Annotated in this window: 9 protein-coding genes; all 9 read right to left on the bottom strand. The window is 41.9% G+C overall.

Features of this window, described 5'->3' with window-relative positions:
- Positions 1-231: 231 nt before the first annotated feature.
- Positions 232-3,333: a DUF5107 domain-containing protein gene (locus M1D52_RS03350; RefSeq protein ID WP_437394364.1), complete on the bottom strand. Its 3,102-nt coding sequence runs from the start codon at positions 3,331-3,333 to the stop codon at positions 232-234.
- 22 nt (positions 3,334-3,355) lie between these two features.
- The gene (locus M1D52_RS03345) at positions 3,356-6,343 is read right to left on the bottom strand and encodes a glycoside hydrolase domain-containing protein (protein WP_437362105.1); all 2,988 of its coding nucleotides are present in this window, start codon (positions 6,341-6,343) and stop codon (positions 3,356-3,358) included.
- An 11-nt stretch (positions 6,344-6,354) separates the two neighbouring features.
- Positions 6,355-7,848 carry an aryl-sulfate sulfotransferase gene (locus M1D52_RS03340; protein ID WP_130858122.1) on the bottom strand — a complete coding sequence of 498 codons (1,494 nt, stop codon included), beginning with the start codon at positions 7,846-7,848 and terminating at the stop codon, positions 6,355-6,357.
- A 12-nt stretch (positions 7,849-7,860) separates the two neighbouring features.
- Complete coding sequence (locus M1D52_RS03335; RefSeq protein WP_437362107.1) at positions 7,861-9,414, bottom strand: RagB/SusD family nutrient uptake outer membrane protein; 1,554 nt, start codon at positions 9,412-9,414, stop codon at positions 7,861-7,863.
- A gap of 11 nt (positions 9,415-9,425) precedes the next feature.
- Positions 9,426-12,737, bottom strand: a complete 3,312-nt coding sequence (locus tag M1D52_RS03330; RefSeq protein WP_437394365.1) for a SusC/RagA family TonB-linked outer membrane protein — start codon at positions 12,735-12,737, stop codon at positions 9,426-9,428.
- Between the two features lie 292 nt (positions 12,738-13,029).
- The gene (locus tag M1D52_RS03325) at positions 13,030-14,190 is read right to left on the bottom strand and encodes a FecR family protein (protein WP_377611656.1); all 1,161 of its coding nucleotides are present in this window, start codon (positions 14,188-14,190) and stop codon (positions 13,030-13,032) included.
- A gap of 389 nt (positions 14,191-14,579) precedes the next feature.
- Positions 14,580-15,140: an RNA polymerase sigma-70 factor gene (locus M1D52_RS03320; RefSeq protein WP_437394366.1), complete on the bottom strand. Its 561-nt coding sequence runs from the start codon at positions 15,138-15,140 to the stop codon at positions 14,580-14,582.
- 340 nt (positions 15,141-15,480) lie between these two features.
- On the bottom strand, positions 15,481-16,539 hold the full coding sequence (locus M1D52_RS03315; protein WP_437362112.1) for a glutaminyl-peptide cyclotransferase: 1,059 nt from the start codon (positions 16,537-16,539) through the stop codon (positions 15,481-15,483).
- Between the two features lie 271 nt (positions 16,540-16,810).
- The gene (locus M1D52_RS03310; protein WP_013663976.1) at positions 16,811-17,179 is read right to left on the bottom strand and encodes a YraN family protein; all 369 of its coding nucleotides are present in this window, start codon (positions 17,177-17,179) and stop codon (positions 16,811-16,813) included.
- Between the last annotated feature and the right edge of the window lie 2 nt (positions 17,180-17,181).

Raw genomic sequence — 17,181 nt, 5'->3', positions numbered from 1 at the left:
CTGGTTTAAGTTCCTATCAACTTAATAAGAATTTTCTCACTTCCATATTAAAAACATTGCTTCAAAGGAACGGGTTATCTCCCTTCAGTTTATATGATATTTATTGGTTAGTACGATAATATAGACAATATTAAAATTCGATTAGCGCTTTTCAAAATACCAAATAAACGCAATCGATTGCGTAGAATAAACATGTTAGCTTATGTAACAAGTTGAACCAATCAATCACCTTTAAAACAGTCGCTCATCGCTTTTATTGAAGATGAGGTTGATAAGCAATAACACATTAGCTTCTCCTCCTAACGCATTTTTCACTAATTTTTCATCAATTGCTTCCAGCTTTTCACGCTTTCTTTTTGCGGTCCACAACTGCATCAACCGAGCCGCTTCTGTTTTTCTTCCCAATTTTACAAGGGCAGCAACCTGTAACAATGAGACGGGATATGACAGCACACCCTTGCTCGCCGCCATCATTTCCAAGATACGTCTACAGGAATCTGGTTTTTGCATTTTCCTGTAAACCTCTGCAGCGATCCAATCCGCCATACGTTCGTCTTTCTCCTCTAAGTAAGGTTCACCGGCACCTAAATTAACAGGCCATAACTTAGCCTCCTGTACCTTTTTCAGTGTTAGATCAAATTTCCTATTATTGAATGCTTCTAATGCCAGTAATAGTTTAGTTTGCTCATATAACTTCCGCCCATCGGTAGCTCCTTCAAAAGGCAAAATGCGAATTTCTTGCAAGACTTTTTCGGCCTCTTTCAGTCTTTTGTTCAATAAAAGCGCACGTACATAATCTAAACCTATGACATAGTTTTCGGGATTTTTTTCATAATAGTTTCGCAACACTTTTTCCGAGGCGATATACTGTCGATCCGCCAGTAAATACTTTGCCATTAATTGTCCATAACGCCATTCGTTTTTGTCAATTTCAATTGCTTTTCTTATGTTAACCAAGACATCACTAGACTGCGTGGAGTCGGAAAGCAGCGCCTTTAAAACATAAAAGGGCGCAAAATCAACCGGCTCATTTACCTCCTGGACTAAACGCCGCGCTACCGAAGGATTATTTCTAAATTGTTGGAGCAAAGCCATCAAATAGAACCCTTGCCAAGAAGGATGTTCTTTTATTACCCAATCAAATATAGCTGCACTTTCTTCCCTAAAGGGAAAGTTACGCATTAAATCAGCTTGACCTACTTGCTTCAACCAGGCCTCACTTTCTGTAGGATTGTTCCTATTCAACCAGGCCAGCCAGTATAATATTTCTGCATTTTTCGGAGCTAACTCCAGCACTTCGCATGCCTCTTCTTTTAATTGGAGATTAGCATACCATATAGCGAGCTCCAAATAAGTCTCTACGGGCAGTTCATTACGTATTAAAGACACAAAAGCCTCGCGAGTGGTATCTGACCTTTCGGCAAAATATTGTTCGAAACGCAAAAAGTGATTGAGGGGATCTAAGTCAGCTAACCGTCGCTTTACCGTATCGCACAATGCCTTTCGTTGGCATAATCTTGCGCCTATATATTGCAGTTGAAGCGCAAACACATTATCTTGATTGCACTTCAATGCTTTTCCCGCGTATTCCAAGGATTTTGAAAATTCTTTCCTTCTTATATATAGCGCACTGAGCTGCGTATAAGCTGCATTTTTCCATGCTGGATCAAGCGAGGCCACTTCGAAAGCATCTAGCGCATCGTACACTTTGTCCAAATGCGCTGCGGCTAAGCCATAATAATAATTGGCTTCTCCATGATAAGTATCCACACTTAATGCCTTCTGTGCGTATATATAGGCGGAGTCATACTCGAGATGGAAAATTTTTAACTTTGCCATTTCAACCAACGCGGATAACAAGAAGGGTTCACGCATTAAAGATTCCCTAATCTTTGGGAAAGCCTCACGATAGCTTCTAAAACGCATTAAGTCCCTTCCCTGCAAGTATAATCCATAAGCTGAACTGCTATCCAACGCAACCGGTTTTCTCGATGGTCTGTTGAGTACATTTTGCTTTTCCTGCTCCGCCAAATCAAATATTTCTCCTTGCAACTTTACTTTCGCGACAGAGGTTAAAGAGGGAGAGGGGATATCCCGCTCGAGCGTTTCTCCGGTGTTCAGCTCAACAAAGCAAGAAGTGATCGTTTCATCCGCTTCATTGTATACAATCAAACTATCACGAATTGGACTATTTGCCAGCAGTCGCAGTCGTATACTATTATTTTTACTACTTATATTCAGCGTAGCTAAAGGACGACTGGTGGACGGTTTTCCTATTCCTTGATAAGGGTACCAGTATTCTAGCCACTGGTCAGTCTGATAAGGAGCAAATCCTAATTGTTTAAAAGGTGTAAAGCTACTTTTAAACATATTTTGATTGAAGAGACGTCCACTTTGAATCTCAACATATTGCCCACTCTTGTCTGTTAATAGCTGCTCCCACATTTTACCCTCCCCCGATTGCGCCCACAGAAAAATTTTCTTTCCTAATTTTTCTTCTCGATTAGCATAATGAATCATGCCATAATCGCTATTTTTCCAGTAGGCACTAAAATAATTGCTATGGACGCCTAACACGTGATACGACTTAGAACCCCCGAAATCGTTTTCTTTGTAAAATGACAGGTCCCTACCGGCTGTATCAATAGGCCAAGGATGACTTTCCCCATCGTGCCCAATATAGTGTGATCCCGGGTAGAGAAACTGTAGGTCCGTACCCGCCGGTATCCCCAAATTCATCCACGTGTAATAAGCTTGCTCCAGCGGTGTTGAATTTGTCCAAAAAGATCGCGTGGAGAAATAAGCCTTGTCCTTTTCCAATTTTATTTCAATAGTCCATCTCGTTCTCGTTAACAAATCCAAGGTGCTGATAAAGCAGCTGACACTACCATCTTTATTCTCCCGCGTAAGGTAGTCTACGGGGGTAGAGGTGTTGGGTGTATGTCCGATAATTCCGTAATTGGCTTCAATTCCCCCGCTTGTCCAAGGGCCACGCATGGCAATGTCCCGAAATTTTACAACGCCATTATTATACAGGAAATCCCGCTTGTTCTTTTTATCATAGGCAGTCCAAATTTTTCCTCCTATCTCCGGCATAATCTGTATTTTCAGAAACTCATTTTCCAGCTCTACCACCTTCCATTCTTTGGATACAGCTTGATCAGTAAAACCGTCAAATCGGAAATATGGATAGATCTTTTCAGAAGGAATAGGGTCAGGGTCCGAAAAAGGGTAGGTTATGTAAATCTTTTTGAGTTCTCTTATGCTTGCTTCTCCTTGTGCTCTTGTTAGCAATGGAAGCAAACCGAATAATACGATATAGATACGCTTCATGAGTTCGTCAATAATAGATTCATTATTCGATGATCAACAGCCAACCTTGATTCTGATTGACCGGGATTTTGTCGCCTATCTTGAAAATTCGCATCGGTTGAAAACCATCAATCTGAGGTGCCCGAATTAATGCCTTGGCAGGATCAATCCCTAAACTTTCCCAATTAATCACCAAGTCAACCAGAACGTTTTTATTTTCCCAACTGGCTAAGGCAATCATTGCCTTTTTCTCCTTTTTGTAAACGGTAGCTAAAACTTGCGGACTACTCGTTTTTACCGGATTAGTTTCAACCCAGTAACCAATCATTCGAGACCCCTTAATTCCAAAATCATCCCAAGCTTTCCAAAGTGCCTGCGGGCCACTTTTTTGATAGGGTAACCGATTAGTCATGCCATAAATCATACCGCGCCAGGGATTGCCCCCATCTTGCAACATCTCCCCCATTAACCCGAAAGGAATGCCACTCACTTCTGTTAGAAAAAAATCCGGCTTGTTATTTTCATAATCAAAATACTCGCCGAACCAAAGCCTATTGATATAGGGAAAATGTTCAAGATAGAGATTCGCACTATTGTTAAAGCCATCACGCTCGTTATACTGATTCGCTGAATGCAGATCAATTAAACCGGGATGGCCATTTTTAGTCATAACCCGCTTAATGCGCTTCATGGTTACGCGATCGAAAGCCACATCATCCAAGTAAATACCATCTATACCGATCCGATCAACCAACCAATTCATCCCCTCCACATAATAGTTATGCCAACGATTCATACCACTATTAATAATAGCCGCATCTTTATAAAAAGGTACAAACCAAGCCGCAATATAATCGTCATGTAAATGCTCTTGTAGCCAGGAGTAGCCTTTCCCCGGGCCAGGAGAAAACACTTCGTGTCCCAAACTACGGAAGGGGTAAAGCTCATACATCCGATTGGACACTTCTCGCACCGTATTGTAAATTTTCACTTTAAGTCCTACGCGATGAGCCGAATCAATATAAGCCTTCATTGCTTTCGTGGCAATAAAGGGATAGTTAATGTAGGGGTTCAAGGCATTGCCATGATGAATATTGATCACATTCGCCCCACTTTGCTTCACCGTATCAACCGGTTTATAAGCATGGAAATAACGTTCATTCCATTGCGCCTCCGTATTGAGTGGATGAAAAGGTGTAAGTAATAAGGTAAAATTATAGTAAAGCGTATCGCCGGCACGCATAGTTCGCTCTCCGCTATAGTTATTCACTAACACGGAAGGTCCCTTCATACTTATATCAATACCTCCCTTGTCGTTATTACCCCACGACTTTGGGAGTAATAGAGGCTTTTGCAAATAAAAATTTGTATTCAGCGGCCTTGTATAGTTCTCATCCCGTAGCGAAAACTGCATCCCCGCGTTTACATTACCAATCCAGGCGCCATCTTGGTTCTTTTTAGCGACATCCCACTTCCAAACAACCTGTTCCGGTCTATATCCGCCTTTCATCCCAAGTCCCATCATATAGGAAGCCATTTCCGGTTTATAAGGTATGTGCATTGCAATGTCCTGCAAGGTTATATTTTTCCTTGCAATAAGCCCGACTGTATAACTGACAAAACCATCAAACTCTAAGGAACCTTGTACCTCCATTCGCAGTTCGTTCGAAACGTGATGGCTTTCCCAGCTTACAATTCCAGCCTGCTTTTCTTTAAAAGAAAGTCCCTGAGTCTTGAATACTATATCTTTGCCGTCTACCTTACGTTTCACATGAAAATGAATGGGCTCGGTTAACAAGCTTGTCGAGGTTTTACCGACACTCGTCATCTCCGGTGTAAAATAGCTTATCAATTGTTTCGGGAACCCGGTTCGATCGAGAATAAGCTTCCTTCCTAAAAGGGAGATAGCAGTGTCACCCGATACCACAAGGGGGATATAGGGCTTTATCACCGTGTTTTCCTGTGCTAAAGTGGAGTTCAGCCAAGGCAGTCGTGTCATTTTCCAGGGTTCATCTATCCCTTTGTTACGAGCCACGGTCGGCCCAACCTTAAGGCTGAGGGCTACCCTTTTCTCCGGTGCGTTGGCAGGACGAACGTATACAAAGCCTTGATAAGTCCCGGGTTTAATATCTTCAGGAATGTGAACCCCACACCAGAGCGCCTGAACTTTTGACAAGGGAACGTTAACTGTAGCAGAGAAGGGCTTCCCTTTATAACTCGTTCCTTCTGTATTGATGCAATCAAATGCTTCTGCCGGCAATGTTGTTCCCATTTCGCTTTCTAAGGATGAAAACCGGACCGTTACGTTTTTCAAATCGGTTTTTGCCGACCATATACCTAGCTGAAAAGCGTAATAGCATCCTCGCTCCGTTTCGCCCTTTAGAGCCGCCACCGGGTTCGTCTCCATCCACTTCTTCGGCACATGTGATCGCATCTTAATCGGATGCGTGTACAGTTCGGGAAAGATAAAATAGTTTTCATTTGTGTATTTTTTCAAGTAAGCTTGGATTTCCGCTTTCGTAGCGATGAGTTCCATGGGATCGTTCCGATTAAATTCATCTACTGATTCGAATCGAAGAAATTTCGCTTCATTATTGGTTTTGATCTTTGCCCATGCCTGATCGTCAGGAGGCTGGCTGAGATATATCGCGTCGGGATAATATCGGCTTCTACCACCTAGCTGATAAGGTAAATAATAGACATAGTAAATCCCCGAACCTGATGTCGCTTCAAAAGCAAAGTCGCCTCCCTCCTCAGACATCGGGCCATAAACTATAGGTTTCACCAGTTGGTTGTTTGTGCTATCAACGATTATCAGGCCTTGATTTGCCTTCACCTGTCGGTTTCTCCATGCTATGGAGGCTTTCACGAGTTTATCCCCTCCGTCAACCCGCAGTACCGCTCGTTGATTACCCAATGAATCAGCGTTCCATTTAGCTTTCTCCGGTGGATAGGGATGCTGGCCCCAAGCTATTAAACCACTGATTAATAAGCAAACAGTAATTGTCAGTCGTATTGTTTTAGTATCCATTTTAGGCTTTTTTAATCCGGCTTCATTTTTACATAATCCTGCCAAAATTTGGCCGGCACATACTCCGCGCGATAAGGTATAAAATAGGTATTCAACTCCCATAGCACTTTCCCTTGTTTATCGGATATTAAAACGCTCCCTGTCTTTGAACTGGTTTGCAGCACGTTCCCGTTAGGCAGTAAATAAGCACTTCCCATTCTTGCTGTGTATTGTTTGCCAGGCAGCGGAACATCCAATTTTTTTGATGCTGTTTTCCTTTTCTCATCCAGGGAAAAAGATAAAGCTCTGGATTTCTTATTTGCGGTAGAAGAGTCCCGAGGAGAAAAATCGCCGTTATCGAAGAGCATTAAATCACCGTCTTTATTGATATGCGGCGCGTGTTGAAAATAGAAAAAGTCGGAAGCATCTAATTGAAAGTCCCCGCCCTGTCCCAATCGCCACATGGTTTTTCCTGTTTGAGCGTTGATTTTCCATACTTGATTCTCGATAGGAGACGACACCAGGTAATTGCTGTCTTTGTCGAAAGAGATGGTATTAATATGAAATCGATCATGTTTTAAGCTGTCTAACCGTCTATCTTTTGCCAAATCCCAATGATCCCATGTCGACCATTTTTTTAATACCTTCCCGGTCGTATCCATTACGACGATACCATCACCCCATAAGGTATCGATAGATTTTCCCGTCTGTTTTTCCGGCAAGATATAATCCCGAACAACCGCCACAATGTGATTGGCCTTATCCATACGTAAATCGTGGTGCACAATTAATCCAAGCTTATCTACATTCAATCGCCAACGCACCCGCCCGGTGAGATCAATTTCAGCGAGCTCCGTTCCGCCCATATAACCCATTTTACCAGTCCGTAAGCTGTATCCCATACCACTTTTTACAAAAGCTTTGTTAGGTTCCGGCTTATAGAATTCGTCCTTCCCTACCGGCGCTAAGAGCGCCAATATAGTACCACGGGGAGTAAGCGAAGCGATCCGTACCCCCATCTTTTCGTCTTGCCAGTACCACTTGATTGCTCCCTTTCCATCAACCATGGCAATGTATCCCGGAAACTCCCGATAGCAAAGCATCGTTAACCCATCGCCCATTGCCCGAGGATCATGGGGATGTTCCTCTTTAATCCAGTCATGCACCATCCAAGGCGATTGCTTTCGCGTTTTAAAACGCATGACTTTCGATTTTACCGGAATCAACCGATCGAGCACAATACGGTAGTGATAGTCGGTATCGGCATCCAACATCAAGAGATTGAAGATATGGTCTTTTTTCTCGCCTTTTACGGGGGTATAATAGTGCTCGCCATTCGCGCTCCAATATTCTACATAGGCCGCCGCTGGTCTATTCAATTTTACATGAATATCCTCCTTGATGGCAGAGTTATCCGGCGAAGACAACTGAATGTTAACTAGCTGAACATATTGACTATAAAAATAGTAGCAGGCATACAAGACGGCTATTACAAGGGCTCCGATAACAATTTTGAGTATACGCATACTAAAAAAGTGCTAGGGTAAACGTTGTGCGTTGGCTGCTGCCATTTCAGGATGCAGGTTCGCTTCATCTAAGGGATATGGAAAATAGCGAAGCTTTTCGGTAACCTTCGGCGTCATGCCACGGGCTTTTAGATAAGCATTGCATACTTCTTCATATTTACCTAATCGCACCAAATCTGCTTTACGCTTGTACTCAAAAACGAGCTCGAAACCACGCTCGTCAACCAGTGCATTAACAAACTCCTCCTTCGTTGCAGGAGCTGGAAAATCGGCACTTTCGCCTAAAAGTGGAGCCCCTGCTCTTTTTCTGATTTCATTGATGTAGGGTAGACCCGCTGATGGGCCTGATAATGCATTCTCGATTTCAGCTTTGCACAAGATTACATCGGCTATACGAAATACCTGGATGGTTCGTCCGTCCAAGTACGAACTGTTCACCATTTCATAAGAGTACTTCTTAGTCGCTACGTTCTGCAATAATTTTGTGGTATCATTGGGCGCGGTGGTTTGTCCAGGGTTTGGAATCGTATAGTAAAACCCGTGTGTAGTAGACCCGTCTCTTGCCGCTTTTCCTTCATAATTATAGTAGAAGAACTGCTTTCGTGGGTCGCGGTCATCAAACTTACGCCAGAATTGTAAAGAAACCCCGTAATACTGCCAACGGTCAGTCACCTCTTGGTGATCAGTAGGACCGAAATGGTTGGCAATTTCACCACCATTGAGTGATGATTCATGTAAAATACCGAATATCATACCTTTATCCATTTTGTTTGATTCGGACCATTCGTTTTTAAAATCGGGATTTAAGGTATAAACGCCCTTATCACGTAGCGCAAGCACTTGATCGATGTATAATTTTGCCTGCTCATAGTTATGGGCGCGCATATAGTTTTTACCTAAAAGTGTTAGCGCTGCACCTTTAGTTGCGCGTGCTAAGCCTAGCTCACTCGTCCAGCTTTCCGGGAGCACCTCCGCTGCGAAAAGGCAGTCCGCATGAATTAAAGAATCTACCTGTTCAACGGCAGATAAAGGTGTATTATAACTTTCCGCTGGATTTTTTGTGGAAGTGATCAAAGGTACCGGCCCCCAAGCATCCGTTAGGTCATTATAGGCCAATGCCCTTAGAAAACGAGCTTGTCCTATCACAAGGTTTTTATTTTCATCGCTCATCCCTGATACAGCGGTAATATTATCGATCAACAGATTGGCATTCGCTATAACCTGATACATATTTTGCCAGTTATTCTTAAAATAGCGATTGTTTTCGTCGTAAGAAAAATTGCTCAAATGGGTCGGATTACCAGCCGCAGTAGAGAACCCCATATCAGTTGCGTAATCGGTAATCATCACCAAATAGCCCGCGTAGTAAAGATAGGCATCACCCGGGTAAGGCCCTAGACTCGCATAAGTACCAGTTAATGCCGCATTTATATCACTCTCCGAAGAATACGCATTTTCGGTAGTCAAATCGCTGTATAGCTCAGGTTCCAATTTTGTACAAGCACTAATCGTAGCCCATATTGTTGCGAGGCATAAAAAACGGTGGCTTAATTTTATGAAGTTCATTTTTTTTTTCTTTAAAAGTTAACATTAACACCAAAAGTAAAGGCACGCATGCTAGGATAAGAGTTAAAGTCCAAACCAGCACCCGCGTTAGCCGTTTGCGCATTGGAACTATATTTAATCAGTGCATCATTTTCATAGCCTTTCGTGTCGACCTCTGGATCCCAGCCTGAATAACCACTGATTGTAAACAGATTTTCAGCCATTACATATATGCGTAATGATTGCATCGCTTTGGTTTTAAAGGGTACCGTGTAGCCTAATGTTAAATTTTTTAACCGCAAAAAGGAGGCGTCTTCCACAAAATGATCATTCACATAACCCCCATATTCTGTATAATAGAATCCATTTCGAGGCAAGTCGGTGTTTGTATTTTCGGGTGTCCAGCGATTCAAAGCATCTGTAGAACGATTCCATTCCAAATTCATGCGCGTCATATTTAGCAGGTCGTTACCCAAATTCCCATAAATGAAAACAGATAAGTCGAAATTTTTGTAAGCAAAGGTATTGGTGATTCCATAGGTAAGCTTTGGATAAGCAGATCCGATGATTGTTCTATCCGCAGCGGTAATAATACCATCTCCATTGACATCGGCAAATTTCGGATCGCCGGCTTTCGAATTAGGTTGCGGTGCGTAGGCTTCTCCCTGCTGAATAACGCCAATATATTTGTATCCAAAAAGCGAACCGAGCGGCTCTCCTTCGCGAATAATGGCATAAGCCTCTTCAGAAACGGTTCCCATTGGCTTGGAAGAAGTAATAAAGATATCGTTATCGCCACCAAGATCAAGCACTTTATTGCGGTTCATGGCAAAATTCAATTTCGTGTCCCAGGTGAAAGCTCCGGTTAAATTTTTTGTAGCGATAGCGAACTCAAATCCCTTATTGGAAACAGAACCAACATTACTTTGACCAGAGGAATATCCGGAGTACAGAGGTAAATTCAATTTAATCAAGAGGTCGCTTGTCTTTTTATAGTAAGCGTCCATAGTAACGGCAATACGATCATTCAACAAAGCGAAGTCTATTCCGGCATCGTACTGGCTGGTCGTCTCCCATTTAAGTCTTGTATTAGCAGGTGATGAGCTATTTAAATAGGTACCACTGGTATTATTGATTCCATCAAAGGTATAATTGGCATTACTCATTAATCCATAAGAAGCATAATTCCCAATCCGTTCATTCCCGGTTTTACCATAACCCAGACGCAACTTAAGATCGGAGAACAATTGTTGGTTTCGCATAAAAGATTCGTTGATCAACTTCCAAGCGAAAGATCCGGAAGGAAAGGTGCCCCATTTGTTGTCGGAGCCAAAGCGCGAAGAACCATCGTGCCTTACGGTGAAAGTAAACAGGTATTTGTCATCAAAAGAATAATTTGCCCGACCAAAAAATGAAATCAGCATATTTTCCGATTTATAAGAATTGACTCCCGAAATGGTAGATGCCGCACCCAGGTTGTTATAACCATACAAGTCTGTTGAGAATCCATACACATTGATTCCCTTATTACTATTTGTAAATTTTTCATAAGAGTAACCGCCCATTACATTTAGGTGATGCTTACCGAAACCTTTATCGTAGGTAATAAACATGTCCGCTAAATTGTGGGTCAGGTTATAATCCGACTGGGAGGCTACTCCCTTATCGATACTACCTTGATAAGAGTCTTGCGACAAGTAAGTACCCAATTGATCATGCAGAATTTCGGTGCCCGCGTCAAACCGTGCAGTTAGGCCTTCAAATGGTTTTATCTCCAAATAAACATTCCCATTAAGCTTATCCTTTTGTACATCGTTCTGACGAGCCATTAAATTTGCAAGTGGGTTGTCTCCTCTTCCTCCGGGAGGACGGCCAAAGGCACCATTCGCATCATATACCGGAACGGTGGGATCATAAGTCAGCACACTGTAGAGCACATTGGAATTCAAGATATTTCCATCATATATTTGGTAGTTGGAATTTTCTCTTTGACCAAAGATGGAAGCACCTGCACGTACATAATCATTAATAGTTTGATCGATGTTGACTCTTCCGGATACACGTTTGAAGTCGGTAGTTTTTAGAATCCCCTTTTGATCGAAGTAACCCACACTGCTTAATACCTTCGTCTTCTCACTCCCACCAGTAAATTGTAGATTATGATTTTGTACGGTAGCGGTTCGAGTAGCTTCTTTCACCCAATCTGTGTTGATGGTTGAATTCAATTGCGATTGCGTATAAACACCATTCTCAATTCCTTCCTGTCCGTTGATTTCTTTATACAACTCATTAGCAAGCAACATATAGGATTTACCGTCCAGCAAATGATAAGGATTGATTGCCTTTTGCGTTCCGATATATCCGTTGTAAGCGACATTGCTTTGCCCGGCTTTACCCCGTTTTGTGGTAATCATCACCACACCGTTAGCACCCCGTGAGCCATAAATAGCCGTAGCGGATGCATCTTTTAAAATTTCCATAGACGCAATGTCGTCTGGATTAATGTTGACCCCATTATTGCTGGGGAAACCGTCAATGACATAAAGCGGTTCATTACTGCTACTTACTGAGTTGGAGCCACGTATGCGAATAGACATACTTCCACCTGGGGCTTTTGAGTTTTGTGTGACTACTACACCGGATGCACGTCCCTGAATAGCCTGCGCGACATTACTGATCGCGCCTCCTTTTGTTAAGTCATCGGCACTTAGCGAAGCGATTGAGCCCGTCAAATCTCCTTTCTTTTGTGTACCATAACCAACAACTACCACTTCATCTAGTCGCGATTCGATATTGCTCAAAACAACATCAATAGTTCCGGCGTTTGTTACGGGAACCTCCTTTTCGGCATAACCGATAAATCGGAAGACTAGGGTAGCACCCTCAGGCACTTTTAACTGATACTGCCCATTCGCATTAGTCGTGGTACCGTTAGATGCCCTGCCCTTCACAAATACCGAAACACCCGTCAATGCCGCTACCGAATCTCGGACCGTACCGCGTATATCCAGGTCCTGTTGCTGCATCATTTCGCGGCTTGAGCTTAGAGCTGAAACAGGAGCAATCGTGATGGTGGTGTTATGTCTCTTATATTGCAATTTTTTGCTATTTAAAGCCTTTTGCAAAACTTCCTCCACCGGCACGTTATGTAGCTTTAAGGAAACAGTACCTGCCGCCTTCAGCTGTTCCTCGTTGTAAAGGAAACGATAGTGTGTCTGTCTTTTCAATGCTTGCAATACCTCTTTCAGTGGCGCATTCTCTAGCGATATGCTGACCTGTTGCGCCTTCCCTGCTGCATAGACACCCCACGAAAAGACAAAGACCATCAGCCATGTTAATTTCATAATCCTTACAATTTGTAAGTAAAGCGTCTTCCTTCCCGACGCTTTCTCTCGAGATAAACGATTCATATCTGTTTTGCTGCTACGTCCATATGGAATATTCGGTCTAATTTATTCACATTTGTAGTGCTTATACTACCTGGATATTTCATACTTTCGTATAGTTAGGGTTTGGTTATTATATCCTTCAATCATAATACGAGTGCCTTAACTTTTACCGGGAGTGTTGGCCCACTTCCGGTATTCGTTTGACGTTTTTACTAATTATTAGGTTGGTTTTGATTTCAAGTTCATTTCAACTAGGATTTGCTATAATTTGGAGCTTTCGTCCGTTCACATTAAAATTCAATCCGCTTACTTCTTTCAGCATTTCGAGTACTTCGCTTAACCTCTCTTTTCGACTGATACTGCCACCAATATGGATATCGGGAAGTTTTCCTTTGTATGATAGTTCGAGGTCATACCAGCGAGCAACTTCCTCTAAAATAGGTTTGATGGCATCTTCATTGAATAAAAAGTGTCCTTCTTTCCACGCAAGAGCTTTTTCAATATCAGCAGTTCCTATGTTAAGATCATTACCATCAGCGACGGCACATTGCCCCGGTTTTAGATCATATAGGCTGCTGCCGTAATGAACTTTTACCGCGCCACTAACGAGGGTTGTCATGCTTTCCTTTTCATAGGATCGTGCGTTAAAGCTTGTCCCTAAAACAGTAATTTTTGTATCATTCATTGTGACTTTAAAAGGGCGCTTTTTGTCCCTTGCCACTTCAAAATAGGCCTCACCTTCCAAGGTAACGAGCCTTTCATTATTAGCAAAACTGACCGGAAAAACAAGTTTTGATGCGGCATTAAGCCAAACCTTTGTTCCGTCAGCTAAGGTAAGACGGTAGTTACCCCCGGGAGGAACAAAAAGTGTATTATAGATTAACCGGGCCGCGCTTGCCTTTTCTCCTCGATAGATCAGTTCTTCTTTAGTTCCCTGCATATTCGTCCCATCATGTTCATTAAGTGCCACCGATTTGCTGCCAAGGTGAATGGCACTACCGTCGGAAAGCACTAATTTCGCCTTACTTTCACCAGGTAACACATCATTCGCATAGCGATGGGAACTGTCAGGAATTACCTTATTGTCTCGGTGATTAAAGTGCTTGAGCGTAAAGGTTAAGAATAAAGCGATGCCCGCAGCGATACTTATCCAAAAGGAATTTATTCGGCGCCTGGATCCCTTATTTGCTTTTTCTTTAAAGCGATTCCAAGCCTTTTCGGTATCCCTTTCTTTTAAAGTCTTTATACGACTTGCTATCGTTGGTGTGTCCTTATACATTTCCAACAGATCTTGCAGGTTTTTGTCTCGCTCCAGTAAATCTAAAAATTGAGACTCCTCCTGCTCAGAAAGTGTACCTTGAATGTACCCGACTATCAATCGAGCCTTTTCCAGTGGGTCGTCGTACATACCTCTTCGTTATATACTGCTAAAGCACCTTCGGATAAAAAAAGTATGGAAGAAAATGAAAAAAATTATGAAGAAAATACAGGTTGCTCAGGAAAAGCAACTGCCTAATAAAATCAAACGATTATTTTAGTCACTTTTATTCGTTATCGTTTGTTTTAAAAGGCACTCATGCTACTTCGTGGTTTTTTCGCTAATTAATTCTTTTAAAGGAGCTCAAGCTTTTCCAAGATCCGCAAAAAGTAACCAAAACCGACCGTAGGGAGTTCATGAGCTCCCTACGTTCTTCGGTTTGCTCAACTTTTATCAAGAAAAGTTGAATAAAATAATCGTTCTTTTATCTAAGCGTTATTACGAAGTAAATGCGATTGAATACTCGTGGTACTGCAAGCTTATTTTAACAAGGTGACAAGAAACACCGTAAAAAGCTCGGGCTTCAATTGCTCTTTGAGTAGATGAAGGGCTCGCTGTTTTTGACTTTTTACAGTATGGATACTTATACCTAAAAGCTCAGCAATTTGCGGGTTCTTTAGTCCTTCCAAGTATCCCATCCTGCATATCATGGCACAGCCTCCCGGAAGCTTATCTAAGGCGGCCATTAATTCCCCGAGAACTTCTGCATGAATTAAAAAGTTATCGATCTGAAAATCTTCTAATAATTGGTCCGGATGCTGTTTTTGATATTTTTCGACCACCTTATGGTGTCTAAATCGATTGAACGCATCATGTTTAATGGTTGTATACAAATATGATTTAATGGCATGTTCGCTCCAAAGCGTACCATTTGTCTGTTCACAGAAGACAACGAAAGCGTCCTGCACCAAATCTTCCGCTTCCTCCTCATTGCCCGAAAGCTTATACGCGAATTCAAACAAACGCAGATAATACTTTTTGAATAAGTCTTCAACTGACAAACGATTCGGTTGGTCCATGTAATTGGGTTCATTCATCATAAAGCACCTATGTATTAGATAATCAATATCTAGTAAATACCCTGCTTAGTATTGGTTAATATAATTGAACTAGCGATTCTTATCAGAAAGATTGATTGTATCGATCAAGTGTAGAAACTTTTTAGATGAAATGCAAATCCTTTGCAAACGCAACCGATTGCGTGTTTTGATATCAGCTGTCGGTCGGTACCGACCAAGCTGTAGGTATAAGGTTTAGGTATTAGCTTTCAGCTATCGGATCGGATGTCGGCTTTCGACTGTAACTATGGGACAATAAGCGTTGAACTCATGACAAGGCACTCATTACTCCTCACTCAATGCGCATATACTCTATTACTTCTCATCGTCCCAATAACTTAATTTCAAATAGTTTATCCCAGTTTTTGCCTGTTACGTAGAGATGTTTACCCTGCTGATCATAAGCGATCCCATTGAGTACATTGGTATCTTCGGTCACATCTTTCTGAGGCAACAAGCCAATAAGATTAATCTCAGCCTCCACTTGTCCTGAATGTGGATCGATTACCACGACGACATCAGAGTAATAAACGTTGGCATAGATTTTTCCATCAATGTACTCCAATTCGTTCAACTTATCAACAGGACCTTTGTGGTTATATACTTCGATAAAGCCTTCCTCTTTAAAATTATCTCTATTTAGGAAATAAAGACGGTTGCTACCATCTGATTTGATCAGACGCTGTCCGTCAAAGCATAATCCCCACCCCTCTTTGCTCGCTTGGTAAGGAAATTCTCCCACCTTTTCGAAAGAGTTTCTATCATACACAAATCCAACGCCTTCTTCCCAGGTTAACTGAACAATTTTATCACCGACAAAGGTCATTCCTTCTCCAAAATATTTGGAGGGGAGATCGATTTTCTTTACAACCTTACCGGTTTTTAACTCCACTTTCCGCAGGGTTGATTGTCCGCGTTGTCCAGTGCTTTCATACAGAAAGCCATCATGATATTCTAGACCCTGCGTATAAGCGTGAGCATCGTGCGGATACGTATTAACCACCGTAAAACTGTATTGTTCAGGAAGTTTGGATGCTACAACAACAATATTCGTACTAGCGCTTTCTGACTGCCCTGCCTTAAAGACATTAGCAGTGATAAGCTGACTTCCCATACCCAAACTATCTGTCTTTAACCAAACGGCGCCACTGTCTTTTACCGTTACATAAGGCTTATCATTTAATGAATAAGCAATTGAATCAAAAGAAAGGTCTGCCGGTAAACTGAGTTGCAGAGAAACACTGTCGCCTTTGTTGATCAAAGATCCTGGTTCAACAGCGCTAAAGCTCAACGATTTATTGGATGAATTATTCGATTTTTCTCGATCACAAGCCGCCACACTACATAAGGCAGTCAATGCCAGAAGCAAAAATTTGTTCATACACAAATATAGAAGATGTAGTGTATATGACATAATTTATTCCTATGATACAAACTTAGAGAATAGTAATATTTTAGGTATAGTTAATTGTTGAGTAGTTGAGACGTTAAGTAGTGGTGAGTGTTGCCTGCCTGCCGGTAGGCAGGAATTATGAGTGATGAATCTCTTTTTACTTATCCTGATACTAAACCTGTCCTCACAAAAGCACGTCATAACCAGACACCAATAACTAATAACGAATAACCAATAACGAATAACAAATAACCAATAACTAAGAATACCTAGGCCAAAAGGCGTCTTTGATATGTCGGATATTATATTTTTTATCTTTATTTGCAAAAATAGAAACGATATCGAAACGGATCTCACCCGCATAGTGATGTTGACGAATATAAATGGTTGCCGCTTGTGATAGCTTACGTTGTTTTTGCCAATTAACGGCTTCGTAAGGAAGTCCAAAACCGCTACTAGACCGGGTTTTTACTTCAACAAAGACCAATTGAGTCCCATCTTTCATGATCAAGTCGACCTCTAGATGCTTATAGCGCCAATTCTGCTTCACCAAATAATAGCCCTGATGCAATAAATACTGCAGTGCGGCCCGTTCTCCATCCGAACCGGTTATCTGATGCGTAGCCATTC

It is taken from the genome of Olivibacter sp. SA151 (assembly GCF_054130995.1).
The sequence above is the reverse complement of the archived record's forward strand: the minus strand, read 5'-3'. Positions and strand labels throughout refer to the sequence as shown.